25 protein-coding genes are annotated in these 25,052 nt (G+C 73.2%); 15 read left to right on the forward strand and 10 right to left on the reverse strand.

The window, feature by feature from the left end:
• Positions 1–111 precede the first annotated feature (111 nt).
• The 3 genes from acs to AC1Q5D_RS00355 are packed head-to-tail and all read left to right on the forward strand — an operon-like array spanning position 112 to position 3,649.
• Complete coding sequence (acs, locus tag AC1Q5D_RS00345; RefSeq protein ID WP_481736565.1) at positions 112–2,178, forward strand: acetate--CoA ligase; 2,067 nt, start codon at positions 112–114, stop codon at positions 2,176–2,178.
• Complete coding sequence (gene aroQ / locus AC1Q5D_RS00350; protein WP_481736566.1) at positions 2,175–2,621, forward strand: type II 3-dehydroquinate dehydratase; 447 nt, start codon at positions 2,175–2,177, stop codon at positions 2,619–2,621. The genes acs and aroQ overlap by 4 nt, the downstream gene beginning before the upstream one ends.
• A gap of 35 nt (positions 2,622–2,656) precedes the next feature.
• Positions 2,657–3,649 (forward strand): DUF2332 domain-containing protein, encoded by a 993-nt coding sequence (locus AC1Q5D_RS00355; protein ID WP_481736567.1) that lies wholly within the window; start codon positions 2,657–2,659, stop codon positions 3,647–3,649.
• On the opposite strand, the gene AC1Q5D_RS00360 is transcribed toward AC1Q5D_RS00355, so the two are convergent.
• A complete protein-coding gene (locus tag AC1Q5D_RS00360; RefSeq protein ID WP_481736568.1) occupies positions 3,646–4,830 on the reverse strand; it encodes a MarP family serine protease in 1,185 nt (394 codons plus the stop codon). The genes AC1Q5D_RS00355 and AC1Q5D_RS00360 overlap by 4 nt on opposite strands.
• Positions 4,831–5,025: 195 nt before the next feature.
• Here AC1Q5D_RS00360 and AC1Q5D_RS00365 point away from each other — a divergent pair, with 195 nt between their 5' ends.
• Complete coding sequence (locus AC1Q5D_RS00365; protein ID WP_481736569.1) at positions 5,026–5,703, forward strand: Crp/Fnr family transcriptional regulator; 678 nt, start codon at positions 5,026–5,028, stop codon at positions 5,701–5,703.
• Between the two features lie 63 nt (positions 5,704–5,766).
• Here AC1Q5D_RS00365 and AC1Q5D_RS00370 read toward each other — a convergent pair whose 3' ends face one another.
• Genes AC1Q5D_RS00370 through sp36 form a run of 3 tightly spaced genes read right to left on the reverse strand, consistent with a single transcriptional unit; the run spans position 5,767 to position 7,365 of the window.
• Positions 5,767–6,708, reverse strand: a complete 942-nt coding sequence (locus AC1Q5D_RS00370; protein ID WP_481736570.1) for an NUDIX hydrolase — start codon at positions 6,706–6,708, stop codon at positions 5,767–5,769.
• Between the two features lie 4 nt (positions 6,709–6,712).
• Positions 6,713–7,189: a RidA family protein gene (locus AC1Q5D_RS00375; RefSeq protein ID WP_481736571.1), complete on the reverse strand. Its 477-nt coding sequence runs from the start codon at positions 7,187–7,189 to the stop codon at positions 6,713–6,715.
• Between the two features lie 20 nt (positions 7,190–7,209).
• The gene (gene sp36 / locus AC1Q5D_RS00380; protein ID WP_481736572.1) at positions 7,210–7,365 is read right to left on the reverse strand and encodes a Sp36 family protein; all 156 of its coding nucleotides are present in this window, start codon (positions 7,363–7,365) and stop codon (positions 7,210–7,212) included.
• 37 nt (positions 7,366–7,402) lie between these two features.
• On the opposite strand from sp36, the gene AC1Q5D_RS00385 reads away from it, so the two are divergent.
• Together AC1Q5D_RS00385 and AC1Q5D_RS00390 are read left to right on the forward strand one after the other, a co-directional pair.
• Positions 7,403–9,787 carry a transglycosylase domain-containing protein gene (locus AC1Q5D_RS00385; RefSeq protein ID WP_481736573.1) on the forward strand — a complete coding sequence of 795 codons (2,385 nt, stop codon included), beginning with the start codon at positions 7,403–7,405 and terminating at the stop codon, positions 9,785–9,787.
• A 1-nt stretch (position 9,788) separates the two neighbouring features.
• Positions 9,789–10,736 carry a metallophosphoesterase gene (locus AC1Q5D_RS00390; RefSeq protein ID WP_481736574.1) on the forward strand — a complete coding sequence of 316 codons (948 nt, stop codon included), beginning with the start codon at positions 9,789–9,791 and terminating at the stop codon, positions 10,734–10,736.
• Between the two features lie 68 nt (positions 10,737–10,804).
• Here AC1Q5D_RS00390 and AC1Q5D_RS00395 read toward each other — a convergent pair whose 3' ends face one another.
• Positions 10,805–10,966 (reverse strand): hypothetical protein, encoded by a 162-nt coding sequence (locus AC1Q5D_RS00395; RefSeq protein WP_481736575.1) that lies wholly within the window; start codon positions 10,964–10,966, stop codon positions 10,805–10,807.
• Positions 10,967–11,109: 143 nt separating this feature from the next.
• On the opposite strand from AC1Q5D_RS00395, the gene AC1Q5D_RS00400 reads away from it, so the two are divergent.
• Entirely contained in the window at positions 11,110–12,348 is a 1,239-nt protein-coding gene (locus tag AC1Q5D_RS00400; protein WP_481736576.1) for a helix-turn-helix domain-containing protein, read from the forward strand.
• A gap of 15 nt (positions 12,349–12,363) precedes the next feature.
• Here the strand turns inward: AC1Q5D_RS00400 and AC1Q5D_RS00405 are convergent, their stop codons facing one another.
• Together AC1Q5D_RS00405 and purD are read right to left on the reverse strand one after the other, a co-directional pair.
• Positions 12,364–13,269, reverse strand: a complete 906-nt coding sequence (locus AC1Q5D_RS00405) for a phosphoribosylaminoimidazolesuccinocarboxamide synthase (protein ID WP_481736577.1) — start codon at positions 13,267–13,269, stop codon at positions 12,364–12,366.
• Positions 13,269–14,552: a phosphoribosylamine--glycine ligase gene (gene purD / locus AC1Q5D_RS00410; RefSeq protein WP_481736578.1), complete on the reverse strand. Its 1,284-nt coding sequence runs from the start codon at positions 14,550–14,552 to the stop codon at positions 13,269–13,271. The genes AC1Q5D_RS00405 and purD overlap by 1 nt, the downstream gene beginning before the upstream one ends.
• A 72-nt stretch (positions 14,553–14,624) precedes the next feature.
• Between purD and AC1Q5D_RS00415 the strand changes: the two genes are divergently transcribed.
• The 7 genes from AC1Q5D_RS00415 to AC1Q5D_RS00445 all read left to right on the forward strand — a co-directional run bounded on the left by AC1Q5D_RS00415 (position 14,625) and on the right by AC1Q5D_RS00445 (position 20,349).
• Positions 14,625–15,215 carry a class I SAM-dependent methyltransferase gene (locus AC1Q5D_RS00415; RefSeq protein WP_481736579.1) on the forward strand — a complete coding sequence of 197 codons (591 nt, stop codon included), beginning with the start codon at positions 14,625–14,627 and terminating at the stop codon, positions 15,213–15,215.
• Positions 15,216–15,220: 5 nt separating this feature from the next.
• Positions 15,221–16,225, forward strand: coding sequence for an asparaginase (locus AC1Q5D_RS00420; RefSeq protein WP_481736580.1), 1,005 nt, complete (start codon positions 15,221–15,223; stop codon positions 16,223–16,225).
• 10 nt (positions 16,226–16,235) lie between these two features.
• Complete coding sequence (locus AC1Q5D_RS00425; RefSeq protein ID WP_481736581.1) at positions 16,236–16,619, forward strand: sterol carrier family protein; 384 nt, start codon at positions 16,236–16,238, stop codon at positions 16,617–16,619.
• Positions 16,620–16,622: 3 nt separating this feature from the next.
• Positions 16,623–17,003 carry a hypothetical protein gene (locus AC1Q5D_RS00430; RefSeq protein WP_481736582.1) on the forward strand — a complete coding sequence of 127 codons (381 nt, stop codon included), beginning with the start codon at positions 16,623–16,625 and terminating at the stop codon, positions 17,001–17,003.
• Positions 17,004–17,077: 74 nt separating this feature from the next.
• On the forward strand, positions 17,078–18,652 hold the full coding sequence (purF, locus tag AC1Q5D_RS00435) for an amidophosphoribosyltransferase (protein ID WP_481736583.1): 1,575 nt from the start codon (positions 17,078–17,080) through the stop codon (positions 18,650–18,652).
• Positions 18,653–18,669: 17 nt separating this feature from the next.
• Positions 18,670–19,815 (forward strand): phosphoribosylformylglycinamidine cyclo-ligase, encoded by a 1,146-nt coding sequence (gene purM, locus AC1Q5D_RS00440; protein ID WP_481736584.1) that lies wholly within the window; start codon positions 18,670–18,672, stop codon positions 19,813–19,815.
• A 54-nt stretch (positions 19,816–19,869) separates the two neighbouring features.
• The gene (locus tag AC1Q5D_RS00445; protein ID WP_481736585.1) at positions 19,870–20,349 is read left to right on the forward strand and encodes a 2'-5' RNA ligase family protein; all 480 of its coding nucleotides are present in this window, start codon (positions 19,870–19,872) and stop codon (positions 20,347–20,349) included.
• Here the strand turns inward: AC1Q5D_RS00445 and AC1Q5D_RS00450 are convergent.
• Both AC1Q5D_RS00450 and AC1Q5D_RS00455 read right to left on the reverse strand, forming a co-directional pair.
• A complete protein-coding gene (locus AC1Q5D_RS00450) occupies positions 20,346–21,299 on the reverse strand; it encodes a Sir2 family NAD-dependent protein deacetylase (protein ID WP_481736586.1) in 954 nt (317 codons plus the stop codon). The two genes, AC1Q5D_RS00445 and AC1Q5D_RS00450, sit on opposite strands and share 4 nt — an antisense overlap.
• Positions 21,300–21,319: 20 nt before the next feature.
• Positions 21,320–21,544 (reverse strand): DUF3073 domain-containing protein, encoded by a 225-nt coding sequence (locus AC1Q5D_RS00455; protein ID WP_481736587.1) that lies wholly within the window; start codon positions 21,542–21,544, stop codon positions 21,320–21,322.
• Between the two features lie 185 nt (positions 21,545–21,729).
• Here AC1Q5D_RS00455 and AC1Q5D_RS00460 point away from each other — a divergent pair, with 185 nt between their 5' ends.
• Positions 21,730–22,317 carry a septum formation family protein gene (locus tag AC1Q5D_RS00460; protein ID WP_481736588.1) on the forward strand — a complete coding sequence of 196 codons (588 nt, stop codon included), beginning with the start codon at positions 21,730–21,732 and terminating at the stop codon, positions 22,315–22,317.
• Between the two features lie 73 nt (positions 22,318–22,390).
• On the opposite strand, the gene clpB is transcribed toward AC1Q5D_RS00460, so the two are convergent.
• Complete coding sequence (gene clpB / locus AC1Q5D_RS00465) at positions 22,391–24,997, reverse strand: ATP-dependent chaperone ClpB (protein WP_481736589.1); 2,607 nt, start codon at positions 24,995–24,997, stop codon at positions 22,391–22,393.
• Positions 24,998–25,052: the final 55 nt, after the last annotated feature.

Consider the following 25,052-nt stretch of genomic DNA (forward strand, 5'->3'; position numbering starts at 1 on the left):
GCGCACCAAGGGCCCCGTCCACGTCTTAGTCTGTGACAGTGACCACCACGCCGCCCCGGCGCCTGTAACGTGGCTCACAACACCGTCCCCTCCGACCGGAAGGAACCCGCCGTGCCCGAGAGCACCACGCACACCCTGGACAACCTGTTGCACGAGAACCGCAAGTTCGAGCCGTCGGCCGAGTTCGCGGCCCAGGCCGTTGCGGGGGCCGACGCGTACGACCGGGCCGCCGCCGACCGGCTCGGCTACTGGGCGGACCAGGCCCGCTCCGCCCTCTCCTGGGACACCGACTTCGCCGAGACGCTCGACTGGTCCGGCGCCCCCGTGGCGAAGTGGTTCGTCGGCGGCGAACTCAACGCGGCCTACAACGCGCTCGACCGGCACGTCGAGAACGGCCTGGGCGACCGGGTCGCGATCCACTTCGAGGGCGAGCCCGGGGACACCCGGACCATCACGTACGCGCAGCTGACCGAGGAGGTCAAGAAGGCCGCGAACGCGTTCGAGGCCCTCGGCGTCTCCAAGGGCGACCGCGTCGCCGTCTACCTGCCGATGATCCCCGAGGCGGTCGTGACGATGCTCGCGTGCGCCCGCATCGGCGCCGTGCACTCCGTGGTGTTCGGCGGCTTCTCCGCGGACGCCCTGCGCTCGCGGATCGACGACGCCGAGGCCAAGCTCGTCGTCACCGCCGACGGCACCTTCCGCCGCGGCAAGCCCTCCCCGCTCAAGCCCGCCGTCGACGAGGCCCTCTCCGCGCCCGGCCACACCGTCTCGAACGTCGTCGTCGTCAAGCGCAACGGCGAGGACGTCGCCTGGACCGAGGGCCGGGACCTGTGGTGGGACGACGCCGTCGGCGCGGCCGCCACCGAGCACGCCCCGGTCCCCCACGACTCCGAGCACCCGCTGTTCATCCTCTACACGTCCGGGACCACCGGGAAGCCCAAGGGTATCCTGCACACCACCGGTGGGTTCCTGGTCCAGAACGCCGTCACGCACCGGGACACGTTCGACCTGCACCCGGAGACCGACGTCTACTGGTGCACCGCCGACATCGGCTGGGTCACCGGGCACTCCTACGTGACGTACGGCCCGCTGGTCAACGGCGCCACCCAGGTCATGTACGAGGGAACGCCGGATTCCCCGCACCAGGGCCGCTGGTGGGAGATCGTCGAGAAGTACGGCGTCACGATCCTCTACACCGCACCCACGGCGATCCGGACCATGATGAAGTGGGGCCGGCACATCCCGGACGGGTACGACCTGTCCTCGCTGCGCGTCCTTGGTTCCGTGGGCGAGCCCATCAACCCCGAGGCCTGGATGTGGTACCGCGAGGTCATCGGCGGCAACAACGGCAAGGGCGCGGACGGCCAGCCCGGCCCCCGCAAGGAGCACCCGGCCCCCATCGTGGACACCTGGTGGCAGACCGAGACCGGCGCGCACATGATCGCCCCGCTGCCGGGCGTGACCGCGACCAAGCCCGGCTCCGCGCAGGTGCCCGTTCCCGGCATCACCGTCGACGTCGTCGACGAGAACGGGGCCTCCGTGGCCAACGGCGAGGGCGGCTACCTGGTGATCCGCGACCCGTGGCCGGCGATGCTGCGCGGCATCTGGGGCGACATGGACCGCTACCGCGAGACCTACTGGTCGCGGTTCCAGGACATGTACTTCGCCGGCGACGGGGCCAAGCGGGACGAGGACGGCGACATCTGGCTCCTCGGCCGCGTCGACGACGTCATGAACGTCTCCGGCCACCGCCTCTCCACCACCGAGATCGAGTCCTCGCTCGTCGCCCACCCGTGGGTCGCCGAGGCCGCCGTCGTCGGCGCCAGCGACGAGACGACCGGCGAGGCCGTCGTCGCGTTCGTCATCCTCGCCGCCGAGCCCGACGAGGACGACCCGGCCCAGGTCCTGCGCGCCCACGTCGGCAAGGACATCGGCCCCATCGCCAAGCCCCGCCACGTGCTGATCGTGCCCGAGCTGCCCAAGACCCGCTCCGGCAAGATCATGCGCCGCCTGCTCAAGGACGTGGCCGAGGGCCGCGAGCCCGGCGACGCCACGACGCTCGCCGACCCCGGCGTCATGGCGCAGATCGCGGCGGACATAAGAAGGCAGCCCCTCCCTCCCGCCCAGGCCCCGCACCGCACACCCCCCGCGGCCCGGGCCTGTTTAATGGGGGCATGACCGACGCCCCCCGCACGCTCCTCGTTCTGAACGGCCCCAACCTGAACCTGCTTGGCACGCGCGAGCCGGAGATCTACGGCCGCGACACCCTCGCCGACGTCGAGGAGCTGTGCCGCGCGACGGCGGCGGAGCACGGGCTGGCCGTGCGGTGCCTGCAGTCCAACCACGAGGGCGCCCTGATCGACGCCGTGCACGCGGCCCGCGGCGGGTGCGCCGGCATCGTGCTCAACCCCGGCGGGTTCACGCACACGTCCGTCGCCCTCGCGGACGCCGTCGCCGGCGTCCGACTGCCCCTCGTCGAGGTGCACATCTCGAACGTGCACCGCCGCGAGGCCTTCCGCCACCACTCCTACATCTCCCCCGTCGCCGCCGCGACCATCGTCGGCGCCGGCGTGCACGGCTACCGGCTGGCCGTGCAGCACCTCGCCCACCTGCTCGGCTGACCGGGCGCCCGCGCCGCGCGGGCGGAAAGGAACGCATGGACGCGACCGCCACCCAGGACGGCCCCGGGGCCGTCCGCCGCAGGTTCGCCGAGGGCGCCGCGACGTGGTTCCCGGGGCACTCGCAGCGGTACGCGGACTGGGCCGCGGGCGTCGCCGGCGACGGGGAGATCCTGGACCTGGTCGCCGGCCTGCCCGAGCCCGGCCGCAACCCGCTGGTCGTCTTCGCGGCCGCGCGCTACCTCGGCCTCGGCGACGACGCGACCTACCCGGACCTGGCGGCGTTCCTCCGCGCGCACCGCGAGGGGATCGCGGGCCTGGCCTCCACGCGGCGCGTGCAGACGAACGAAGCCGGGCGGTGCGCGACGCTGTTGCCGTCCCTCGCCCGGATCGCCGCCGAGGAGGGCGCCCCGCTCGCACTCATCGAGGCCGGGGCCTCGGCGGGGCTGTGCCTGCTGCCGGACCGCTACTCCTACCGTTACGACGGCGACGCCCGCCTCGGGGACGGCGAGCCGCTGCTGGAGTGCGCGACGACGGGCGGCCCGCCCCTGCCGGACGCGCTGCCCGACGTCGCCTGGCGCGCCGGCATCGACCTGCACCCGGTCGACGCGGCCGACCCCGAGGAGGCGCGCTGGCTGGAGGCCCTCGTCTGGCCCGGACAGGGCGACCGTCTGGAGCGGCTGCGGGCGGCCCTGCGGACGCTGCGCGCCCAGCCGGAGCCGCCCGTGGTCGTGGCCGGGGACATCGTCGAGCGGGTCGCCGACGTCGTGGCCCGCGCCCCCTCGGGCACGGTCCCCGTCGTGTTCCACTCCGCGGTCCTGGCCTACCTCGCCCCGGAGGACCGGGCGCGCTTCGCCGCCGCCGTCCGCTCGCTGCCGTGCCGCTGGGTCTCGAACGAGAGCTTCTTCCTGGACGGCGAGGACACCGTGCCCGGGGCACGTCCCGGGTACTTCACGCTGGCGGTCGACGGCGTGCCGGTCGCGCACACCGGCCAGCACGGCGCGGAGCTGCACTGGCTCGCCGGGCGCTAGCGGGTGGAGCAGGGCCCGGCCGAGACGGTGTCGACGTAGGACGCCGCGCCGCGGACCACGGGGCCGACCTCGAACAGGGACAGCGCGTAGCCGACGGGGTCGGCCCCCTGCGCCTTGGCGAAGACGACCCCGGAGAGCTCGCCGTCGGTCTCGAGCAGCGGCCCGCCGGAGTTGCCCTGCTCGACCTCGGCGGCCAGCTGGTACACGCTCAGCGGGGAGGGGTCCGCGCCGTAGATGTTGTCGACCCGCACCGTGGCCAGCGACTGCACCGTGGCTCCCGCGGCGCGGAACGGTCCGCCCGCGGGGTAGCCGAGGAACGCGGCCTCGTCGCCGGCCTCGAGTCCCTCGCCCAGCGGGATGGGCTCGAGGTCCAGCCCGTCGACGGCCAGCACCGCGAGGTCGCCGTCGGCGTCGAAGTGCACCACGCGCGCGGGCAGCGCCCGGCCGTCCTGCGTGTTGACGACCGGCTGGGCGACGCCCGCCACGACGTGGGCGTTGGTGATGACCCGGTGGTGGGCCGCGACGAAGCCGCTGCCCGTCTGGTTCACGCCGCACTCGAACGCCGTGCCGGTGATCTTGACGACGGACTCCGCCGCCTCCGCGAGGGCCCCGGAGTCGGGCACGTCCTCGGGCGCGGGCTCGTCGGCGGGCGCGAACGGCTCGAGCAGCTCCGGGATCGTCTGGCCCATGACGGCCGAGCGGGCCTGGGCCATGGCCGCGGACACCGCGTCCGGCGTGTACTGGCGGATCGCGCCGATGACCTGCGAGCCGGCGATCTGCTGTGAGAGGTAGGGGACGCCCAGCGCGGCCGCGGAAAAGGCGACGGCGGAAACCACCAGCGCCGCGGCGGCCGTGTTCGCGAGGCCCCCGAGGAGGCGGTCGAAGCCGCGCACGCCGGGCGCGTCGACGGCGCGGCGGATCCCCGCGCCGATCGCGGCGCCGAGCGCCTGGCCCACGAGCACCAGGACGACGGCGGAGACCACGACGACGACCATCCGCCAGGACGGGTCGGCCACCCAGGCCGAGACCAGGGGGATCGCGAAGAAGGCGGCGACTCCCCCCGCCACGAACCCGACGATGCCGCCGAGCGTGACGAACAGGCCCTTGCGGAGGCCGGAAACGAAGAAGGCCAGCAGCACCAGCAACAGGACGATGTCGAGCACCGACAGTGAAAATGGCACCCGTTCCACTCCCTCGAATTCGCCGCCACGGCCCCCGGGCGACCGCACGGCGCCCCTCCCCATTCTATGGTTGGTCCCGGGTTCCCGGGTCCGGGCCGGGCGGGCGTGCGGCGTCCCGGCCTGTTGATGCTGTCACCCAAGCCGTAACTACGGCACAATAAGGTGCAGCGCAATCGACTCTTGACAGGAGAATTCATGGACATCGAGGTACTCCGCCGGGCCCCGCTCTTCACCTCCCTGGGTGACGAGGTGTTCGCCTTGCTGACCGACGAGCTGACCGAGGTGGACCTGTCGCGCGGCGCGTCCGTCTTCCGCGAGGGCGACCAGGGCGACCAGCTTTACTTCATCGTCTCCGGCAAGATCAAGCTGGGGCGGACCGCTCCCGACGGCCGCGAGAACCTCCTGGCCATCCTCGGCCCCGGCGAGCTCTTCGGCGAGATGGCGCTGTTCGACCCGCACCCGCGCAATGCGACCGCCACGGCCGTGTCCGAGACCCGGCTGGCCGGCCTGCGCCACGAGAACCTGCGCAAGGCCATCCACTCCAGCCCGGAGGTCTCGGTCCAGCTGCTCCAGGCGCTGGCCCGCCGCCTCCGCCGCACCAACGAGTCGCTGGCCGACCTCGTCTTCTCCGACGTCCCCGGCCGTGTCGCGAAGGCCCTGCTGGACCTGGCCGACCGCTTCGGCCGTCCGGCCACCGACGGGATCCTGGTCGCCCACGAGCTGACCCAGGAGGAGCTCGCCCAGCTGGTCGGCGCCTCCCGCGAGACCGTCAACAAGGCCCTGGCCGAGTTCGTGCAGCGCGGCTGGCTGCGCCTCGAGGCCCGCGCCGTCGTCATCCTCGACATCCAGCGCCTGCGCCAGCGCTCGCGCTAGGACCCGCTGCGCCCACGGGCCGCGCCGACTCCCCCGGGGTCGCCGCGGCCCGTTTGCCGTGCGCTACCGGCCGCGCGCGGTGCCGCCGCCCTCGGCGCCGGTGCTCACGGTGACGTCGAGGTGGAACACGCCGTCCTCGCCGCTGTGCAGCACGGGGTGGTAGGAGCGCAGGGTCCTGCGGTGGGAGAGGTAGGCGACGGTTCCCCGGGTGGTGGCGATCTTCTCGAGGATCGTTTCGACGGCGGGGGTCGTGATTTCGCTCAGCGTGAGCCCGACCGTGTCCGGCTGCCCGACGGCGTCGCCGAGCCGGGTCGTCTCCCGGTCCGCGAGGACCGCCGCCGCGGGGAGCCATTCGGCCCACACGCCCTTGCCGCGCAGCAGCGTCGCCTCCTGCGACGACGGGACCGCCGCGGCGAAGTACCGGGTGTCGAAGCGGCGGTGCGCGAAGTCGGGGCTGATCCAGTGGGACAGTGGCCGCAGCAGGTCGGTGCGCAGCCCGAGCCCGCGGCGGGCCAGCACCGCCGCGAACGTGCGGTCCTGCCCGGCGACCGCCTCCCGCAGGTCCATCCACTCGCCGCTGGAGGAGTGCTCGACGATGGAGAGCGGGTCCGCCCCGGCCAGGAGGATTCCGGTTTCCTCGAAGAGCTCCCGGATGGCGCACACGATGTGGGCACGCGCGACCCGGTGGTCGAGGATCCCGAGCCGGTGCGCCCAGTCGGCGGGCTTCGGGCCGAACCAGCCGACGGCGTCGTCATCGGTGGCCTCGAAGCTGCCCCCGGGGAACGCCACGGTCCCCAGTGGCGAGGACCCGGGGCGGTAGCCGAGGTAGGTCTCGACGCCGGCCCGGCTGTCGCGCACCAGGGCCACGGAGGACGCGCGCCGGACGGCGCGCGGCGTGCGGGCGCCGTAGGCCACCCAGCTTTCGGCCGCCGGACGCTGCGAGGGAGGCAGCGCGAAGAGGCGCCGGCTGAGCCCGGGCCCGTCCGTGGGACGGGCCCGGGGCACCGGGCTAGGAGAACTCGGCGACGAGCTCAACTTCGACCGGGGCGTCCAGCGGCAGCACGGCGACGCCGACGGCGGAGCGCGAGTGCACGCCGGCCTCGCCGAGCACCTGGCCCAGCAGTTCGGAGGCCCCGTTGACGACGCCCGGCTGGCCCGTGAAACCGGGGTCGGAGGCGACGAAACCGACGACCTTGACGATGCGCGTGATGCGGTCGAGGTCGCCGATGGCCTCCTTGACGGCGGCGAGGGCGTTCACCGCGCACGTGGCGGCCAGCTTCTGGGCGTCCTCGGCCGACACCGACGCCCCGACTTTGCCGGTGGCTGGGAGTTCGCCCTGAATGAAGGGGAGCTGCCCGGACGTGTAGACGTGGTTCCCGCTGACCGTGGCGGGGACGTACGCCGCCACGGGGGCGGCGACCGGGGGGAGCTCGAGGCCGAGGTCGGCCAGTCGGCGCTCGACTGCGGAAACGGACTGGTGGTCCACGGGTTCTCCGTTCTGTGGCGCTACTGCTTGGGGCGTTTCAGGTACGCGACGGGGGCGTTGCCGTCGGGACCGGGGATGACGGTGACGAGTTCCCACCCGTCGTCGCCCCACTGGTCGAGGATCTGCTTCGTGGCATGGATGATCAGGGGCAAGGTCGCGTACTCCCATTTGGTCATGTCTGTAGGTTAGCCCCTCGCCGGTAGACTGGTTCATATGGCTGCTCGTAAGTCCCCGTTCTTTGACACGGCAACGACGCTCGGGAAGATCGTCTCGTTCTTTGGAGTGAGCGCGGTCTGCGGCGTCCTTGCCGCGGGCATGCTCGTGCCCGCGGCCGCCGTCGCCGGGTCGGGCGCGTCCGCCGGCATCGAGTTCTTCGAGGCGCTTCCCGCCGAACTCGAGAAGGAGCCGCTCTCCGTGCCGTCGCGCATCGTCGCCAAGGACGGCACGACGCTGGCGACGTTCTACGCCGAGAACCGCATCCCGGTCACGCTCGACAAGATCTCGAAGCCGATGCAGGACGCCATCGTCGCCATCGAGGACGAGCGCTTCTGGGAGCACAACGGCGTCGACATCCGCGGCATCGCCCGCGCGGCCGCGCACAACCTGACGAGTTCGACGACGCAGGGCGCGTCCACGCTGACGCAGCAGTACGTCAACAACATGTTGATCAACGCGGACTTCCTCAACGGCGTGTCCAAGGACGAGATCACCTACTCGGGCACGAAGAACATCGGCGACAAGCTGCGCGAGGCCAAGCTCGCGATCTCGGTCGAGAAGCAGATGAGCAAGGAGGAGGTCCTCCAGGGCTACCTCAACATCGTTCTCTTCTCCGGCACGACCTACGGCGTCGAGGCCGCCGCCCAGCGCTACTTCTCGGTGCCGGCGTCGCAGCTGACCGCCCCGCAGGCGGCCATGCTCGCCGGGATGGTCCAGCGTCCGAACGCGTTCAACCCGCTGACCAACCCGGAGCTCACGCTCGAGCGGCGCAACACCGTGCTCGCGGCGATGAAGCGGACCGGGGCCATCACGGACGCCGAGTACAAGAAGTACGTGGAGACCGGCCTCGGCCTGAACCCGAAGGAGGTCAGGTCCGGCTGCGTCGCGGCCCCCACGGCGCAGTACTTCTGCAGCTACGTGCAGCACCTGATCATGGCAGATCCGGCCTTCGGCGAGACCCCCGAGGACCGCGAGCGCCTCCTGTACCGCGGCGGCCTGACCATCGAGACCACGCTGGACCCGCGCCTGCAGAAGGAGGCGGAGAAGGAGACCGCCGCGATGATCCCGGCGGACGACGAGTCGGATCTGGGCAGCTCGATCGTCTCGGTTGAGCCGGGCACGGGCAGGATCCTGGCCATGGCGCAGAACAAGAAGTACAGCCCGCAGGACGGCACGTCCTACACCGTCTACAACTTCAACGTCTCCCGGGCCATGGGCGGCGTCGGCGGCTACCAGACCGGCTCGACGATGAAGCCCTTCACGACGCTGGCCTGGCTCCAGGCCGGCCGGAACATGTGGGACAGGGTCGACGCCTCCCGCGCCAGCTACCCGGACTCCTACCGGTGGCAGGCATCCTGCCTCAAGGGCGGCTCCACGCGCACCTACACCGAAGACGGCCAGTGGGAGGTCGGGAACTCGATCGACAACATGCGCAAGCAGATGACCGTGGACTACGGGCTCTACTGGTCCGTCAATACGGCCACCGTCGCCGAGGCCGCCCAGCTGGACCTGTGCCAGATCGCGAAGAACGCCAACGACCTGGGCCTGGTCAGCGGGATCGACGGCGAGCCACAGAGCCCCGCGAACCCGTCCTTCGTCCTGGGCACCGAGACCGTGACGCCCCTGTCGCAGGCCGCCGCCTTCGCGGCCTTCGCGAACAACGGCGAATTCTGCGCCCCCCGGGCCCTGGTGTCCGTGACGGACAACTCGGGCAACAAGTACCAGGTGCCGGAGCAGGACTGCCAGCAGGTGCTCGAGCCCGAGCACGTGAAGAACCTCAACGGAACGCTGACCCGCATCGCCGAGGAGCGCATCGCCAAGGGCACGATCGACATGCCGATCGCCGGCAAGACCGGCACGAACAACGGCGCGTCCTCGACGTGGTTCGTCGGCTACACCACCGGCGTCTCCACCGCCGCGTGGGTCGGCCGCGGCGGCCAGAGCACGGAGACCATCTTCGGCGAGACCATCAAGGGCCAGTACTACGACTACGCGGACTCGATGACCTTCGCGGGCCCCATGTGGACGAACTACGCGCAGGACATCCTGCAGTACTACCCGGCCGAGGACTTCGGCCAGCCCGACTCGCGGCCCGCCCCGCAGCCGGCGCCGGAGCAGTCCTCGGACAGCAGCTCCCCGTCGGCCGCGGAAGCCGCCCGGCCCTCCCCGACGCCCGCGGGCGACGAGGAGGCCCAGGCCGCGCCGACGACGCGGGACACCGAGGCCGCCGAAGAGTCCCGCGAGGCGCGGGAGGAGGCCGCAGAGGAGTCCGCGGAGGCGGCCGAGGAGACGACGGCCGACGCCGGCGGCAACAGCGGCCGCGGCAACGGGAACAGCGACGAGAGGCCGGGCGGCCCCGGCTCGGGGGGCGGGAACAACTAGCATGGACCGGTTCAAGCGGATGGGCGCGGCCGTGGCGGCCGCGGCCGGGACTGCGGCGCTCGGCGCCGGCACACTGGCGGCGGCCGGGGCCCTCACGGCGGGGTACGGCCTCCTGGAGCGCAACTCGTTCCGCCTCCGGCACGAGACCGTTCCGGTCCTGCCCCCGGGGTTCGGCCCGCTGACCGTGCTGCACCTGTCCGACATCCACATGGTGCCGGGCCAGGAGGCGAAGCGGCGCTGGCTGCGGTCCCTCGCCGACCTGCAGCCGGACCTCGTGGTCAACACCGGCGACAACCTCAGCCACCGCAACGCCCTGCCGGACCTGTTGGATGCGCTGAAGCCGCTCTCCCGCTTCCCCGGGGCCTTCGTGCCCGGCTCGAACTGCTACTACGCGCCGCGCCCGAAGAACCCCTTCCGGTACCTGGCCGGCCCCTCGTCCACGCCGGACGAGGACGGCTTCGAGGAGCTGCCGTGGCGCGACATGCACCGGGCCTTCGGCTCCGTGGGCTGGATCAACCTGGCCAACCGCCACCAGTCGCTGCCCGTGAACGGCGTGCGCGTGGACCTCTCCGGCGTCGACGACCCGCACCTGGGCCGCGACCACTTCACCGGCTGGCCCTCGGGCTCCGTGACGTCCGCGCCGAGCGTGCGCCTCGCCCTGACCCACGCGCCGTACCAGCGCGTCCTGGACGTGTTCACCGATGCCGGCGCGGACCTGGTCCTCGCCGGGCATACGCACGGGGGCCAGGTCTGCGTGCCGGGAGTGGGGGCGCTCGTGAGCAACTGCGACCTGCCGGTGTGGCGGGCGCGCGGCCTGACGGTGTGGAGCCACCGGGGGCGGGAGATCCCCCTCAACGTCTCCGCGGGCATCGGCACGTCCCGCTTCGCGCCGATCCGCATCGCCTGTCCGCCCGAGGCCGTGCTGCTGACGCTCACCGCCCGCCCGTAGGGCGGACCGACGGACACGAAAGGGCGCCCCGGCCGGTCGGCCGGGGCGCCCTTTCTGGTGCCTGGTGCCTAGTGTGGCCAGTCGCCCACGGCGACGACCTGATGCGGCCAGTCGCCCACGGCGGTGCCACCGTGCGGCCAGTCTCCGACATGGGGCCAGTCCCCGACTGCCAGGACCGCCGCACCGCTCAATGCCGCGGTGGCAGCAAGTGCTGCGATGAACTTCCTCATGATGCTCCTTGGGGGGTGGATCGTACGGGGGAAGTGGCGAACCACTTCACACACACAGTAAATTAGTACCTAGCTCCGGCGTCAAGGGGTCCGCGAATGCGGGTCCTGGGGAACGGGCGGGGCCTCACGACGAAGGGGATGCATTGGGGATCAAATTCGGCGAAAAGCTCCGGCAGGCCAGGCTCCAGCACAAGATGACACAGGCCCAGCTGGGGGCGGGACGCTACTCGACGAGCTACATCTCGCTCCTGGAGACCGGCAGCCGGGAACCCACGGCCGAGATCATCACGGAGCTCTCGGGGCGCCTGGACCTCGACCGCGAGGTCATGGAGTCCTGGAACACGCCGGTCTCGGCCGACGAGGCGGAGTTCGTGCTGCTCGAGCACCGGGCCCGCCAGTCCTACACCGCGCGCGAGTACAGCGACGCGGAGGCCACGGCGATGGAGGCGGCCACGGTCGCGCTGCGCCTGAAGAACTCGAGCGCCTGGTGGAACATGATGTTCCTGCGCGCCGAGTCCCTGCGGGACCAGGGCCGCTACGACGAATACCGGGCGGCGGCCGAGGAGGTCCTCTCCCATCCCCTGACGGACGAGTCGTTGGCCCTGAAGGTGCGGGCCGAGACGCTGGTCGCCAACGCCTACCTGGCCCTCGGGAAGCTCCACGTCGCGGTGGACCACGCCCTGACCGCCGTCGAGCTGGGCCGGGAGCTGCCGGCCGAGTCGCTCATCTACATCGGCGCGCTGTTCGCGCTCATCGGCTCGCTGGCGGAGTCGGGGCAGCTGGACGAGGCGTGGCGGACCTGCGAGACGCTCGCCGAGGCCGTCGCCTCCGGGGCGCCGAGCCAGACGGCCGGCAACGCCCACTGGGCCATCGGCAACGTGGCCTTCAAGCGCCAGGACATCGCGGCCGGGCTCGAGCACCACCGCCTGGCCGCCCAGCGCCTCCTCCCGGCCAGCGACATCGAACTGTGGGCCCGGTTCCACCGCGCCAGCGCCAACATGCGCCTCGCGGCCGGCGTCGTGGAGCCGGAGACCCTCGAGTGCATCGAGAAGGCCGAGCTCGCGCTCGGCGTCATCGGCGGCATCCACTCCGAGAACCTCGAGGTCCAGCTCATCCGCGCCCGGTGGCTCCACCTCAACGGGGAGCCCGCCCGCGCCCTCGAGCATCTCGTTCCCGTCCAGGAGGACCGCGAGGCCCTCTCCCGGCACCAGCAGGGCGAGCTGGACCTGCTCGCGGCCCGCTGCCTGCTCGCGACGGGCAAGCCCGACGAGGCCCTGGAGACGCTGGCCCGGGCGCAGCAGACGTTCGCGGCGGCCGGGGCCCCGGACCGCGCGTCCCTGGCGATCGAACTGGCCACGGAAGTGCGGGCCGCCAAGCGCTGACCCGGGCGCGGGGCGCTACGCCGCGAAGGGCCGGCCGGTCAGCCGCTCGTACGCCTCGACGTAGCGGGCGCGCGTCCGCTCGACGATCTCCTGCGGCAGCGCCGGGGGCTCCGCGCCCGAGGCGCGGTCCCATCCCGACTCGGCGCCGGTGAGCCAGTCGCGGACGAATTGCTTGTCGAACGAGGCCTGCGACCTGCCCGGCGCGTAGTCCGCCGCGTCCCAGAACCGGGAGGAGTCCGGCGTCAGGACCTCGTCGCCCAGCGTGGTGGCGCCGGTGGCCGGATCGATCCCGAACTCGACCTTCGTGTCCGCCAGGATGATGCCGCGGCCCCGGGCGATCTCCTCGGCCCGCGTGTAGAGCTCGAGCGTCAGCCGGCGCAGGGTGTCGGCGTGGTCCCCGCCGATCCGCCCAACGACCTCGCCGTAGGTGATGTTCTCGTCGTGCTCGCCGACCTCGGCCTTGGCGGAGGGCGTGAACAGCGCCGGCTCCAGCCGGGAGCCGTCCACGAGCCCGTCGGGCAGCGGCAGCGAGCACACGGTGCCGGACTCCCGGTACTCGGCGAGCCCGGACCCGGTCAGGTAGCCGCGGGCGATGCACTCGATCGGGAACATGTCCAGCTTCCGGCACACCATGGCCCGCCCGGCCACGGCCGTGGGGACGTCGGTGGAGAGGACGTGGTTGGGGATGGAGCCGAGCTGCTCGAACCACCACAGGCTCAGCTGCGTCAGGACCTTGCCCTTGTCGGGGATCTCCGTGGCCAGGACGTGGTCGTAGGCGCTGATCCGGTCCGAGGCGACCACGAGGACTCGGTCGGCGTCGGCGTGCGCCGCCCCGGCGGGCACGTAGAGGTCGCGGACCTTGCCCGAGTAGACGTGGTCCCAGCCGGGCAGGGAGGGGGCGTCCGCCGCGTACCCGGCCATCAGTGGGCTCCCCCGGGCACGGCAACGGCGCCTTGGGCGGCCTTGAGCGCGATGTCGGTGCGGTGCTGCGCGCCCTCCCAGGAGATCTCCGCGACGCCGGCGTAGGCGCGCTCGCGCGCGGCGGCGAGGTCCGCGCCGAGGCCGACCACGGCGAGCACCCTCCCGCCGTTGGTGACGACGGCGTCGCCGTCGGCCGCGGTCCCGGCGTGCAGGACGGAGACGCCCTCCAGGGCCTCCGCGGCATCGAGTCCGGTGATCGCGTCGCCCTTGCGGGGCGTGTCCGGGTAGTGGGCGGCGGCCATGACGACGTCGACGGCCGTCTCGGGCCGCCAGCGCAGCTGCTCGGCGTCGTCGAGCCGGCCGGTCGCCGCGTTCAGGAGGATCCCCCCGAGCGGGGTCTTGAGGCGGGCCAGGACGGCCTGGGTCTCCGGGTCGCCGAAGCGCGCATTGAACTCGATGACCCGCAGGCCGCGGGACGTCACGGCCAGGCCGCAGTAGAGGACGCCGACGAACGGGGTGCCGCGCCGGTCCATCTCGCGGATGGTCGGCAGCGCCACGCGCTCCATGACGTCGTCGACGAACCCGGCGGGGAGCCACGGCAGCGGGGTGTAGGCGCCCATGCCGCCGGTGTTCGGGCCCTCGTCGCCGTCGAAGATGCGCTTGAAGTCCTGGGCCGGGGCGAGCGGGACCGCCCGCTGCCCGTCGGAGATGACGAACAGGGAGACCTCGGGGCCGTCGAGGAACTCCTCGATGACCACGGTGCCGCCGGCGGCGAAGCAGGCCGCCGCGTGGTCGAGGGCGGCCGCGCGGTCGTCCGTGACGACGACGCCCTTGCCGGCGGCCAGGCCGTCGTCCTTGACGACGTAGGGCGCGCCGAACGCGTCCAGCGCGGCGGCGGCCTCCTCGGCGTTCGTCGCGACGCGCGCCATGGCCGTGGGCACGCCGGCCTCCGCCATGACCTCCTTCGCGAACGCCTTGGACGCCTCGAGGCGGGCGGCCGCCTGGCTGGGGCCGAAGACCGGGATCCCGGCGGCCGCGAGGGCGTCGGCGACGCCGGCGGCGAGCGGCGCCTCCGGACCGACGACGACGAGGTCCGCCGCCAGCCCGCGGGCCAGGTCGACGACGGCGCCCGGGTCCTGGGCGTCCACGGGGTGGACCTGGGCGTCCGCCGCGATGCCGGCGTTGCCGGGCGCGCAGTGGACCTCCCTGACGTGCGGATCGGCCTTGAGGGCCTTGACGATGGCGTGTTCGCGGCCGCCGGGGCCGATGACGAGAACCTTCACGGTGCCCCACCCTACCGGCCCGCCCCCGGACGGCGCAGGGCGTGACGGCCGACGGCGTCGTAGGCTGGGCGCATGCGCAAGGAAACGCTCTGGGAGGCGCAGGTGCGCCGCAACCCCTCCCACTCGGCCTGGTACATCGACCGGTTCGCCCAGCTGCGGGCCGAGGGCGCGGACCTGCACGGCGAGGCCCGTCTGATCGACGCCATGCTGCCGCGCGGCAGCCGGGTCCTGGACGCCGGCTGCGGCCCCGGCCGCGTGGGCGGCGAGCTGGCCCGGCGCGGCCACACGGTGGTGGGCGTCGACGTCGACCCCGTGCTCATCGACGCGGCCCGCGCCGACCACCCCGACTGCGACTGGCGCGCGGGCGACCTCACGGAGCTGGACCTCGGCCAGCGGTTCGACGCGATCGTCTGCGCCGGGAACGTCATGGCGTTCCTGGCCCCCGGCACCGGCGGGCAGGTGCTCGAGCGCTTCCGCGCGCACCTGGCCCCGGAGGGGCGCGTGGTGACGGGCTTCGGCTCCGGCCGCGGCTACGAATTCGGGGACTTCCGGGCCGACGCGCGGGCCGCCGGCCTGCGCGAGGACCTGCTCCTGTCCACCTGGGACCTGCGCCCCTTCGCCGACGGCTCCGACTTCCTCGTCGCCGTCCTCTCCGCGGGCTAGCCGCCGTGCCCGAGACCTTCACGTCGGCGAGGGCGGCCGAGCTGGCCGTCGTCGAGCGCAACGGCTTCGTCGAGTCCCGGCACGCCGGCTCCGCCGTCGTCGTCTCCCCCGACGGCACGCAGGTGGCCGCCCTCGGCGACCCCGACGCGCCCGTCCTGCCGCGCTCGGCCCTCAAGCCGTTCCAGGCACTCGCGTCGGTCCGCTCCGGGGCGCCGCTGGACGCTCCCCAGACGGCGCTCGCCTGCGGAAGCCACACGGGCACGGCCCGGCACCGGGACACGGCGGCCGGGATCCTGGCCGCTGCCGGGCTGTCCGAGGCCGACCTCCAGTGCCCCGAGGCGTGGCCGGGCGACGAGGCCGCCCGCATCGAGGCCATCCGATCCGGCGCCGGCAAGTCCAGGCTCGCGTTCAACTGCTCGGGCAAGCACGCGGCCTTCCTCGCCGCCTGCGTGGCCTCCGGCTGGGACCCGGGCACGTACCTGGACCCGGGGCACCCCGTGCAGCGGGCCGTCGCCGAGACCGTCGAGGAGTACGCCGGCACCCCGCTCGTCCACACCGCGACGGACGGTTGCGGAGCGCCCGTCCCGGCGCTGCCCCTGCGCGGGCTGGCCCGCGCGGTGTCGCGCCTGGCCGCCGCCCCGGGCCGGCGGGACGCGGAGGCCGCGGCCGCCGGCGTCGCGACGGCGATGCTGGACCACCCGTGGGCGGTGCAGGGCGCGGGCCGGGACAACACCGTGGTGATGGAGGAGCTGGGCGTGCTCGCCAAGCTCGGCGCGGAGGGCGTCCTGGTCCTCGGCGCGCCGGACGGAACCGCCTGCGCGCTGAAGATGCTCGACGGCCGGGGCCGCGCGTCGACGCTCGTGGGGCTGACCCTGCTGGCCGCGGCCGGGGCCATCGACGTCGAGCGGCTCGCGCCCGTCCTGGAGCGGCTCGCCCGGCCGGTCCTCGGCGGCGGCCGGCCCGTGGGGCGCATCCGGCTCGCGGCGCCCGTCGTGGCGCTGCTGGACTAGGGGGCCGGGCATGGGCATCCGGCGACGCATCCCCGCCGACGCGGGCGACGCCGCGGTCCGCCGATGGCTCCAGGCGGGTCCGGACGGGCGGCCTGGCCTGCCCCGGCCCGTCGTGGCGATGGCGGTCCGCTACGCGCTCGAGGAATTGGCGGCGTCGGCGGAGGGCAACTCGGTGGAGGTGCGGGTTCCCCCCTTCGGCGTCGCCCAGTGCATCCCCGGGCCCCGTCACACCCGCGGCACGCCGCCCAACGTCGTGGAGATGGACGCCGCGACGTGGCTGGCCCTGGCCACCGGGGACGCGGCGTGGGAGGCCGCCGTCTCCTCCGGCGCCGTGTCCGCGTCCGGGCAGCGCGCCGACCTGTCCGGGCACCTGCCGCTCTTCGGTACCCTTTAACGCATGCCTTCCCCCGACGAGAACACCCCCCGCGCCGGCGTGCCCGTGACCGTCCGGCGCGCCCCGAAGTACGCGGCGTTCGCGACCGTCGGCGTCGCGGCGGGCCTGGTCCTGGCCCTGGTGTCGGCCTACACGGCGGCCCCCTCCCCCGAGTTCACCCCCGGGACGGTGTTCGGGTTCCTCGCCGTGTTCTACGGCCTGGCGGGCCTGTTGCTGGCCAGCATCGTGTTCCTCGTCGTGAACCGCGCCACGCTGCGCGGGTCCGGGCGGCGCGGCACCGCGGTCCCCGTGGACGACGACGGCGGCGAACGCCCGGAGGACAAGGGCGGCGCCGACCGCCCGGAGGACGAAGGCCGCGGGCCGCGCGGCACGGATCCGCGCTAGCCGTCCACTCCTCCCGACGTAGCGCGGGCCACACGAGTCCCGGCGCACGGGCCCGCCATGCGAGAATGGGGCACATGGCGCGAGGCGACGGCAAGCTTTCCCACGATCTACTTCCCGACGAGAAGGGCCCGCAGGACGAGTGCGGGGTCTTCGGTGTCTGGGCACCCGGCGAGGACGTCGCCAAGCTGGCGTACTACGGGCTCTACGCCATCCAGCACCGCGGCCAGGAGTCCGCGGGCATCGCGACCTCCGACGGCTCGCGCATCAACGTCTACAAGGACATGGGCCTGGTCTCGCAGGTGTTCGACGAGAACACGCTGAACTCGATGACGGGCCACCTCGCCGTCGGCCACTGCCGCTACTCCACCACCGGCGCGAGCCACTGGGCCAACGCCCAGCCCACCCTCGGCGCCACCAGCGAGGGCACGGTCGCCCTGGCCCACAACGGCAACCTGATCAACAGCGCCGAGCTGATGGACATGGTCGTGGAGGAGCAGGGCACCAAGTTCCGCGGCGAGCTCGCCCAGGGCAACACCACGGACACCGCCCTCGTCACGGCGCTGCTGCGCGGCGAGGAGGGCCAGGGCCTCGAGGAGACGGCGCTGGGCCTGCTGCCGAAGCTGCGCGGCGCGTTCTCGTTCGTGTTCATGAGCGAGGGCACGCTCTACGCGGCCCGGGATCCGCACGGCGTCCGCCCGCTCGTGCTGGGCCGGCTCGAGCGCGGCTGGGTGGTCGCCTCCGAGCAGCCGGCCCTGGCGACGGTCGGCGCGAGCTTCATCCGCGAAATCGAGCCCGGGGAATTCATCGCGATCGACGAGGAGGGCATCCGCTCGCAGCGCTTCGGCCCCGCCACCCCCGCCGGCTGCGTCTTCGAGTACGTGTACCTGGCCCGCCCGGATGCCGCCATCAACGGCCGGTCCGTCTACGAGTCCCGCGTCGAGATGGGCCGCCGGCTCGCCCGCGAGAACCGCGCCGACGCGGACCTGGTGATCCCGGTCCCCGAGTCCGGCACGCCCGCGGCGATCGGCTACGCCGAGGAGTCCGGGATCCCGTTCGCGCACGGCTTCGTCAAGAACGCCTACGTGGGCCGGACCTTCATCCAGCCGTCGCAGTCGCTGCGCCAGCTGGGCATCAAGCTCAAGCTCAACGCGCTCGAGCCCGTCATCCGGGGCAAGCGCGTCGTCGTCGTCGACGACTCGATCGTGCGCGGCAACACCCAGCGCGCCATCGTTCGCATGCTGCGCGAGGCCGGCGCGGCCGAGATCCACGTCAAGATCTCCTCCCCGCCCATCAAGTGGCCCTGCTTCTACGGGATCGACTTCGCCTCCCGGGCCGAGCTGATCGCCAACGGCGCCACGATCCAGGAGATCACGACGTCGATCGGCGCCGACTCGCTGGCCTACATCTCCGAGGACGGGATGATCGAGGCGACGCAGCAGCCGCGCGAGCGCCTGTGCACGGCCTGCTTCACCGGCACGTACCCGATCGAGCTGCCGGCCAGCGACCGCCTCGGCAAGAACCTCCTCGAGCGCACCAACCCCGCGGAGGAGGAGCCGGAGGGCGGTTGCGACCCGGGCCCGGACGCGGAGTTCGAGTCCTCGCTCCTGCCGCAAGACAAGACCTCCCTGTCCGCCGCCAAAAAGGCCTGACCGAAGGAAGCCGCCCCGTGACGACCTCCCCCACGCCCGAGCCCGCCGGAATCACCTACGCCTCCGCCGGGGTCGACGTCGAGGCCGGCGACCGCGCCGTCGAGCTGATGAAGGGCGCCATCAAGGCGACCCACAACGACTCCGTGCTCGGCGGAGTCGGCGGCTTCGCCGGCCTCTACGACGCCTCCCGCCTGCTGTCCTACCGCAAGCCCCTGCTGGCCACGTCCACGGACGGGGTCGGCACGAAGGTGGCCATCGCCCAGGCCATGGACATCCACCACACCATCGGCCACGACCTCGTGGGCATGGTGGTGGACGACATCGTCGTCGTCGGCGCCGAGCCGCTGTTCATGACGGACTACATCGCCTGCGGCAAGGTGGTCCCGGAGCGCATCGCGGACATCGTGCGCGGCATCGCCGAGGGCTGCCGCCTGGCCGGCACCGCGCTGGTCGGCGGGGAGACCGCCGAGCACCCGGGCCTCCTGGGCGAGCACGAGTACGACGTCGCCGGCGCCGCCACGGGCGTCGTCGAGGCCGACGGCCTGCTCGGCCCCGAGCGCGTGCGCGACGGCGACGTCGTCATCGCGATGGCCTCCTCCGGCATCCACTCCAACGGGTACTCGCTGGTCCGCCGCGTGATCCACCACGCCGGATGGGCGCTGGACCGCGAGGTGTCCGAGCTGGGGCGCACCCTCGGCGAGGAGCTCCTGGAGCCCACGCGGATCTACTCCGCCGACTGCCTGGACCTGGTCCGCGGGCTCAACGGCGGGGACGCCGCGCCGCTGCACGGCTTCAGCCACGTCACCGGCGGCGGTCTGGCCGCGAACCTGGCCCGCGTACTGCCGCAGGGCCTCATGGCCACCGTGGACCGCTCCACGTGGGAGCTGCCCGCCGTCTTCAAGCTCGTGGCCGAGCTGGGCGGCGTCCCGCAGGCGGACTTGGAGCGCACCCTGAACCTGGGCGTCGGCATGGTCGCCGTCGTCGACCCGTCCGCCGCGGACGCGGCGCTGGCCCGCCTGGCCGAGCGCAACGTCCCCGCCTGGGCCATGGGCACCATCGGCCGCGTCACGGACGAGGCCGCCGGCGCCGGCGCCGACTTCGTGCAGGGCGCCAAGGGCGTCGACGGCGGCGCCGTCCTCATGGCGGGGGCCTACGCCTCGTAGGGCCCCGGCCCACGACCGCGCGGCGGCGTGCGCCCCCTCTGCCACACTGGGCGGATGGGAGTGTACGTCGCCGTCGTGTTTGTGGACCCCCTTCCGCCCGGGCACGTCTTCGGGCGCCACGAGTGGCCGCTGCACGCGACACTGCTCCGTTTCGACGCCGCCGGACCCGTGGCCCCCGTCGCGGGGGCCCTGGCCGCCGTGGCCGCGCGCCACGCCCCGTTCACCGCGCGCGTGGGCGAGGACGCCGGGTTCGGGCGCGACGGATCGGTCCCGGTCAGCCTGGTCGACGCCGGGTCCGGGCTGGCGGCCCTGCACGCCGACGCGCTGGCGGCCCTCGGTCCGGACATCCACGTTCCGGGCCGCCGGCACACGCTCGGCGGCTACCGCCCGCACATCACGCACACCGCGGGCCGGCTGCACGCCGGGGGCGCGCTGCGCGTGCGCGAGGTGGCGCTCGTGGACATGCGCCCGGGCGGGGACGCCCGGTTCCGGGAGGTCCTCGGCGCCTGGCCGCTCGGCCCCGGCCCCGGCTAGAGCAGGTCGAGCAGTTCGCGCAGCGCGGGGGCCACGCGGGTCCGCCAGCGCCAGGTCGCGCGGGCGTCGCCGCGGGTGGGCCCGCCGTTGACGATCCCGACCTCGTGTCCGCGCTTCACCGCGTCCAGGACGAGCCGGTACCCGCTCATCACCGCGAGGCTCGAGCCGACGACGAGCAGGCTGCGCGACGACTCCTGCAGTTCGGCGACGCGGCGGCGGCGGTCGGGCGGGATGTTCTCGCCGAAGTAGACGACGTCGGGCTTGAGCTCGACGCTGCCGCAGGCCAGGCAACCGACCATGCGGAAGTCGCCCACGGCGGCCTCATCCAGGGTGACGTCGCCGTCGGGGTTCACCAGCGAGGGGTCGAGTTCGATCCGTTCGATGTAGCCGGGGTTGGCGGCGGCGAGGCGCCCGTCGAGGGACGCCCGGGGCTCGGTGGCCCCGCACGCGAGGCAGCGCACCAGATCCAGGTCGCCGTGCAGCGGCACGACGGCCGTGGAGCCGGCCCGGGCGTGCAGGCCGTCGACGTTCTGGGTCACGACCCCGGAGACGAGGCCGAGGTGTTCGAGCTCCACGAGGGCGTGGTGGGCGGCGTTGGGCTCGGAGACGGCCATGTGGCGCCACCCGACGTAGCTGCGCGCCCAGTACCGGTGGCGGGCCGCCGGGTCGTGGCGGAACTCCTGGTACGTCATCGGGCGGTGCCGGCGCAGGGAGCCGTTCGGGCCGCGGTAGTCGGGGATGCCGGAGTCGGTGGAGACGCCCGCCCCGGTCAGGAGGAGGACCGATCCGCCCCGCACCATGGAGAGGATCCCGCCACGGGCGGTGGCGGGATCCTGCGGGGGTACCGTGTCGTCGACGATCCGCTCGATGGAGCGGATGGCCGCCCGGTGGGCGTTCGCGACCGAATGGTCAGGAAAGGCCGGAGGATCGGGAAGGGCCGACTGCTCCACGGGGTGCTCGGCGGCGGCGGTCAGCCGATCCGCCGGCGGCCTTCCCCGTCGTCCTCATCGTGGACGGTGTACTTGTCCGCATAGTCGTCGTACTCGTCGTACGACTCTTCGCTGCGCGTCGGGACGTCGGTGCGTCCTCCCCCGCCCAGCTCGCGTTCCAGGGCAGACAAATCAGTGGCCGGGGAATAGTACTTCATATCCCTGGCCTGCCGCGTCGCTTTTGCCTTCTGACGGCCGCGCCCCATGGCGTGACCCCCTTTATCCGGTCGATCCGGAGGTGGTCTTCCCACAGGAAGAGGCCCCGGAATATGTGATCAGTTCTTTCGTATTTCTAGGTTAACATGATTCGCACCCGTTCGTCGTCGGGCGGAGCCCCCGGACGGCTAGAGTTGGGGGTGATATCCGCCGCCCGTTGACCGCAGGAGCCGCAGTGGAACCTCCGGCGCCCCCGGACCCCTCGCCATACCAGCCCGCCCGTCCCGCGGAGACGCAGGAGCGCCGCTGGTTCGGCCTCTCCACGGCCTGGGTGGTGGTGATCGCCATCGTCACGGTCCTGCTGCTCGTCTACGGAGCGGGCAAGGTGTTCCAGCTGAGTTCCGCCAACGCCCCGGCGCCGGCCGCCGTGCCCCGCAACGAGTCCCCCGGCATCGACGGCATCATCGCCCGCGACGCCCCCGCGTCGCAGGCCCGGGTCGGCGACTGCCTCACCGACTTCGAGGGCCCGCTGGGCACGGCGACGATCGTCACCTGCCGGACCCCCCACACCGCCCAGTACATCGGGACGGCCACGCTCCCCGACACCCCCTACCCCGGCGACGAGCGCACGACCGAGAAGGCCGAGGAGGCGTGCAAGGCGATCGAGCTGGACCCTGCCGCGGCGCTGGTCGGCTCCTGGGTGTACCAGTTCAGCCGCCCGTCCAAGGGCACCTGGGCCGCGGGCGACCGCACCGTCGAGTGCTTCCTCGTCCTGGCCGAGGGGACCTCCACCGGCTCGCTGCTGTCCCAGTCCGGGACGTAGCCCGCGGTGCGGGGCCACCCAGGGCCTAGGGGATGGCGATGGCGGCGCCGCCGTCGCCATCCCCGCCGCGGGGCTATGCCCTGGCCGCGGTCCCCTGGGCCCGCGCGACGCTGAGTCCGGCCCCCTCCCCCGCGGCGTCGACCCGCACGGTGTCGCCGTCGGCGATCTCCCCGGCGAGCAGCCCGCGGGCGAGCCGGTCGCCGATCTCCCGCTGCACGAGCCGGCGCAGCGGACGGGCGCCGAACGCCGGGTCGTAGCCGGCCAGTGCGAGCCATTCGCGGGCGGCCTCCGTGACGTCCAGGGTGAGCCGGCGGCCCGACAGCCGCCGCGCCAGCGCGTCGACCTGCAGGTCGACGATCCGGCCGAGCTCGTCCAGGGACAGCGGGTCGAACACGATGACGTCGTCCAGCCGGTTGAGGAACTCCGGCTTGAAGGAGGCGCGGACGGCGGCCATCACGGCCTCGCGCTTGGCGCCCTCGTCGAGCGACGCGTCCACGAGGAACTGCGAGCCCAGGTTGGACGTGAGGACGAGGATCGTGTTGCGGAAGTCCACGGTCCGGCCCTGGCCGTCGGTCAGCCTCCCGTCGTCGAGGACCTGCAGGAGGATGTCGAACGCCTCCGGGTGCGCCTTCTCGACCTCGTCGAGCAGGACCACCGAGTAGGGGCGGCGGCGCACGGCCTCGGTCAGCTGGCCGCCCTCCTCGTAGCCGACGTAGCCGGGGGGCGCCCCCACCAGGCGGGCGACGGCGTGCTTCTCGGAGTACTCCGACATGTCGATGCGGACCATGGCGCGCTCGTCGTCGAAGAGGAAGTCGGCGAGCGCCTTGGCCAGCTCGGTCTTGCCGACGCCGGTGGGTCCGAGGAACAGGAAGGACCCCGTGGGCCGGTCGGGGTCCGAGACCCCGGCGCGGGCGCGGCGGACGGCGTCCGAGACCGAGGCGACTGCGCGGGACTGGCCGATCAGCCGGCGGCCGAGGAACGACTCCATCTCCAGCAGCTTCTCGGTTTCCCCGGCGAGCATGCGCCCGGCCGGGATGCCCGTCCACGCCGAGACGACCTCCGCGATGTCGTCGGCGCCGACCTCGCGGGAGACGAGTCGCTCCGTGTCGCGCCCCTCGTCCTCCGCGCGCTGGGCCGCCTCCCGGCGCTGCTCCAGGGCGGGCAGGTCCCGGTAGAGGATGACCGACGCGCCCGCGAGGTCGCCCTCGCGCTGGAGCCGTTCCGCCTCCGAGCGGAGCCGGTCGATCTCCGCAGTGATCTCGCCCAATTCGTTGAGGCCGCCCTTCTCCGCGTCCCACCGCGCCTTCAGGGCGCCGTACTCCTCGCGCCGGTCGGCCAGGGTCTGGCGGAGCGTGCGGAGCCGTTCGGCGGAGGCCTCGTCGGTCTCCTTGGAGAGGGCCATCTCCTCCATCTCGAGGCGGCGGATGCCACGCTCCAGCTCGTCGAGCTCGATGGGGTTCGAGTCCAGTTCCATGCGCAGGCGGGAGGCCGCCTCGTCGACCAGGTCGATCGCCTTGTCCGGCAACTGCCGACCCGTGATGTAGCGGTTCGAGAGGGACGCGGCCGCGACCAGCGCGGAGTCGGAGATGTCCACCTTGTGGTGGGCGGAGTAGCGCTCCTTGAGGCCGCGCAGGATCCCGATGGTGTCCTCGACGCTGGGCTCGCCGACGTAGACCTGCTGGAAGCGGCGCTCCAGGGCGGGGTCCTTCTCGACGTTCTCGCGGTACTCGTCCAGCGTGGTGGCGCCGATGAGCCGCAGCTCCCCGCGGGCCAGCATGGGCTTGAGCATGTTCCCGGCATCCATGGCGCCCTCGGAGGCGCCGGCGCCGACGACCGTGTGCAGCTCGTCGATGAACGTGACGATCTGCCCGTCGGAGGCCTTGATCTCCTCCAGCACGGCCTTGAGCCGCTCCTCGAACTCGCCGCGGTACTTCGCGCCGGCCACCATGGCGCCGAGGTCCAGGGCGACGAGCGTCTTGCCGCGCAGCGACTCCGGGACGTCGTTGTCCACGATGCGCTGCGCCAGGCCCTCGACGACGGCGGTCTTGCCGACCCCGGGCTCGCCGATGAGCACGGGGTTGTTCTTCGTGCGCCGGGACAGGACCTGGACCACGCGGCGGATCTCCGCGTCCCGGCCGATGACCGGGTCGAGCTTGCCGGAGCGCGCGATCGCGGTCAGGTCGGTGCCGTACTTCTCCAGCGCCTGGAACGTGCCCTCGGGGTCCGCGGAGTCGACGCGGCGGCCGCCGCGGAGGCCCGGCAGGGCGGCGCGCAGCGCCTCCACGGTGGAGCCCGCGTCCCGCAGCGCGGCCCCGGCCTGGCCGGGGTCGGCGGCGAGGCCGAGCAGCAGGTGCTCCGTGGAGACGTGCGTGTCGCCGAGCGCCTCGGCCTCCTGCTTCGCCGCGTTGAACACCTGCAGCAGCTGCCGCGACGCCTGCGCCTGGGATACGGACGTTCCCGAGGAGGCGGGAAGGGCCTTGATCGCGGCGCTGGCCGCCACGGAGACGACGTCGGGGTCCGCCCCGGCGGCCTTGAGGAGCTGGACCGCGATCGATTCGCGCGTGTCCATGAGCGCCTTGAGCAGGTGGGCGGGCTCGATCTGCGGGTTGCCGGCGGTCGACGCGTTCATCGACGCGGCCGACACCGCCTCTTGGCTCTTGGTGGTGAGGTTGAAGTCCACCGGGTCTCCCTTCGGGTTGGGACGCTCACGCGTTTACCGTATTCAACGCATCTAA

It is taken from the genome of Arthrobacter paludis (assembly GCF_056782315.1).

Coding starts and splice junctions, on each gene's coding strand:
- aroQ (WP_481736566.1), top strand. CDS start 2,175: ATGACCGACGCCCCCCGCACGCTCCTCGTTCTGAACGGCCCCAACCTG.
- AC1Q5D_RS00355 (WP_481736567.1), top strand. CDS start 2,657: ATGGACGCGACCGCCACCCAGGACGGCCCCGGGGCCGTCCGCCGCAGG.
- AC1Q5D_RS00365 (WP_481736569.1), top strand. CDS start 5,026: ATGGACATCGAGGTACTCCGCCGGGCCCCGCTCTTCACCTCCCTGGGT.
- sp36 (WP_481736572.1), bottom strand. CDS start 7,365: ATGACCAAATGGGAGTACGCGACCTTGCCCCTGATCATCCATGCCACG.
- AC1Q5D_RS00385 (WP_481736573.1), top strand. CDS start 7,403: ATGGCTGCTCGTAAGTCCCCGTTCTTTGACACGGCAACGACGCTCGGG.
- AC1Q5D_RS00390 (WP_481736574.1), top strand. CDS start 9,789: ATGGACCGGTTCAAGCGGATGGGCGCGGCCGTGGCGGCCGCGGCCGGG.
- AC1Q5D_RS00395 (WP_481736575.1), bottom strand. CDS start 10,966: ATGAGGAAGTTCATCGCAGCACTTGCTGCCACCGCGGCATTGAGCGGT.
- AC1Q5D_RS00405 (WP_481736577.1), bottom strand. CDS start 13,269: ATGGCCGGGTACGCGGCGGACGCCCCCTCCCTGCCCGGCTGGGACCAC.
- AC1Q5D_RS00415 (WP_481736579.1), top strand. CDS start 14,625: ATGCGCAAGGAAACGCTCTGGGAGGCGCAGGTGCGCCGCAACCCCTCC.
- AC1Q5D_RS00425 (WP_481736581.1), top strand. CDS start 16,236: ATGGGCATCCGGCGACGCATCCCCGCCGACGCGGGCGACGCCGCGGTC.
- AC1Q5D_RS00430 (WP_481736582.1), top strand. CDS start 16,623: ATGCCTTCCCCCGACGAGAACACCCCCCGCGCCGGCGTGCCCGTGACC.
- purF (WP_481736583.1), top strand. CDS start 17,078: ATGGCGCGAGGCGACGGCAAGCTTTCCCACGATCTACTTCCCGACGAG.
- AC1Q5D_RS00445 (WP_481736585.1), top strand. CDS start 19,870: ATGGGAGTGTACGTCGCCGTCGTGTTTGTGGACCCCCTTCCGCCCGGG.
- AC1Q5D_RS00455 (WP_481736587.1), bottom strand. CDS start 21,544: ATGGGGCGCGGCCGTCAGAAGGCAAAAGCGACGCGGCAGGCCAGGGAT.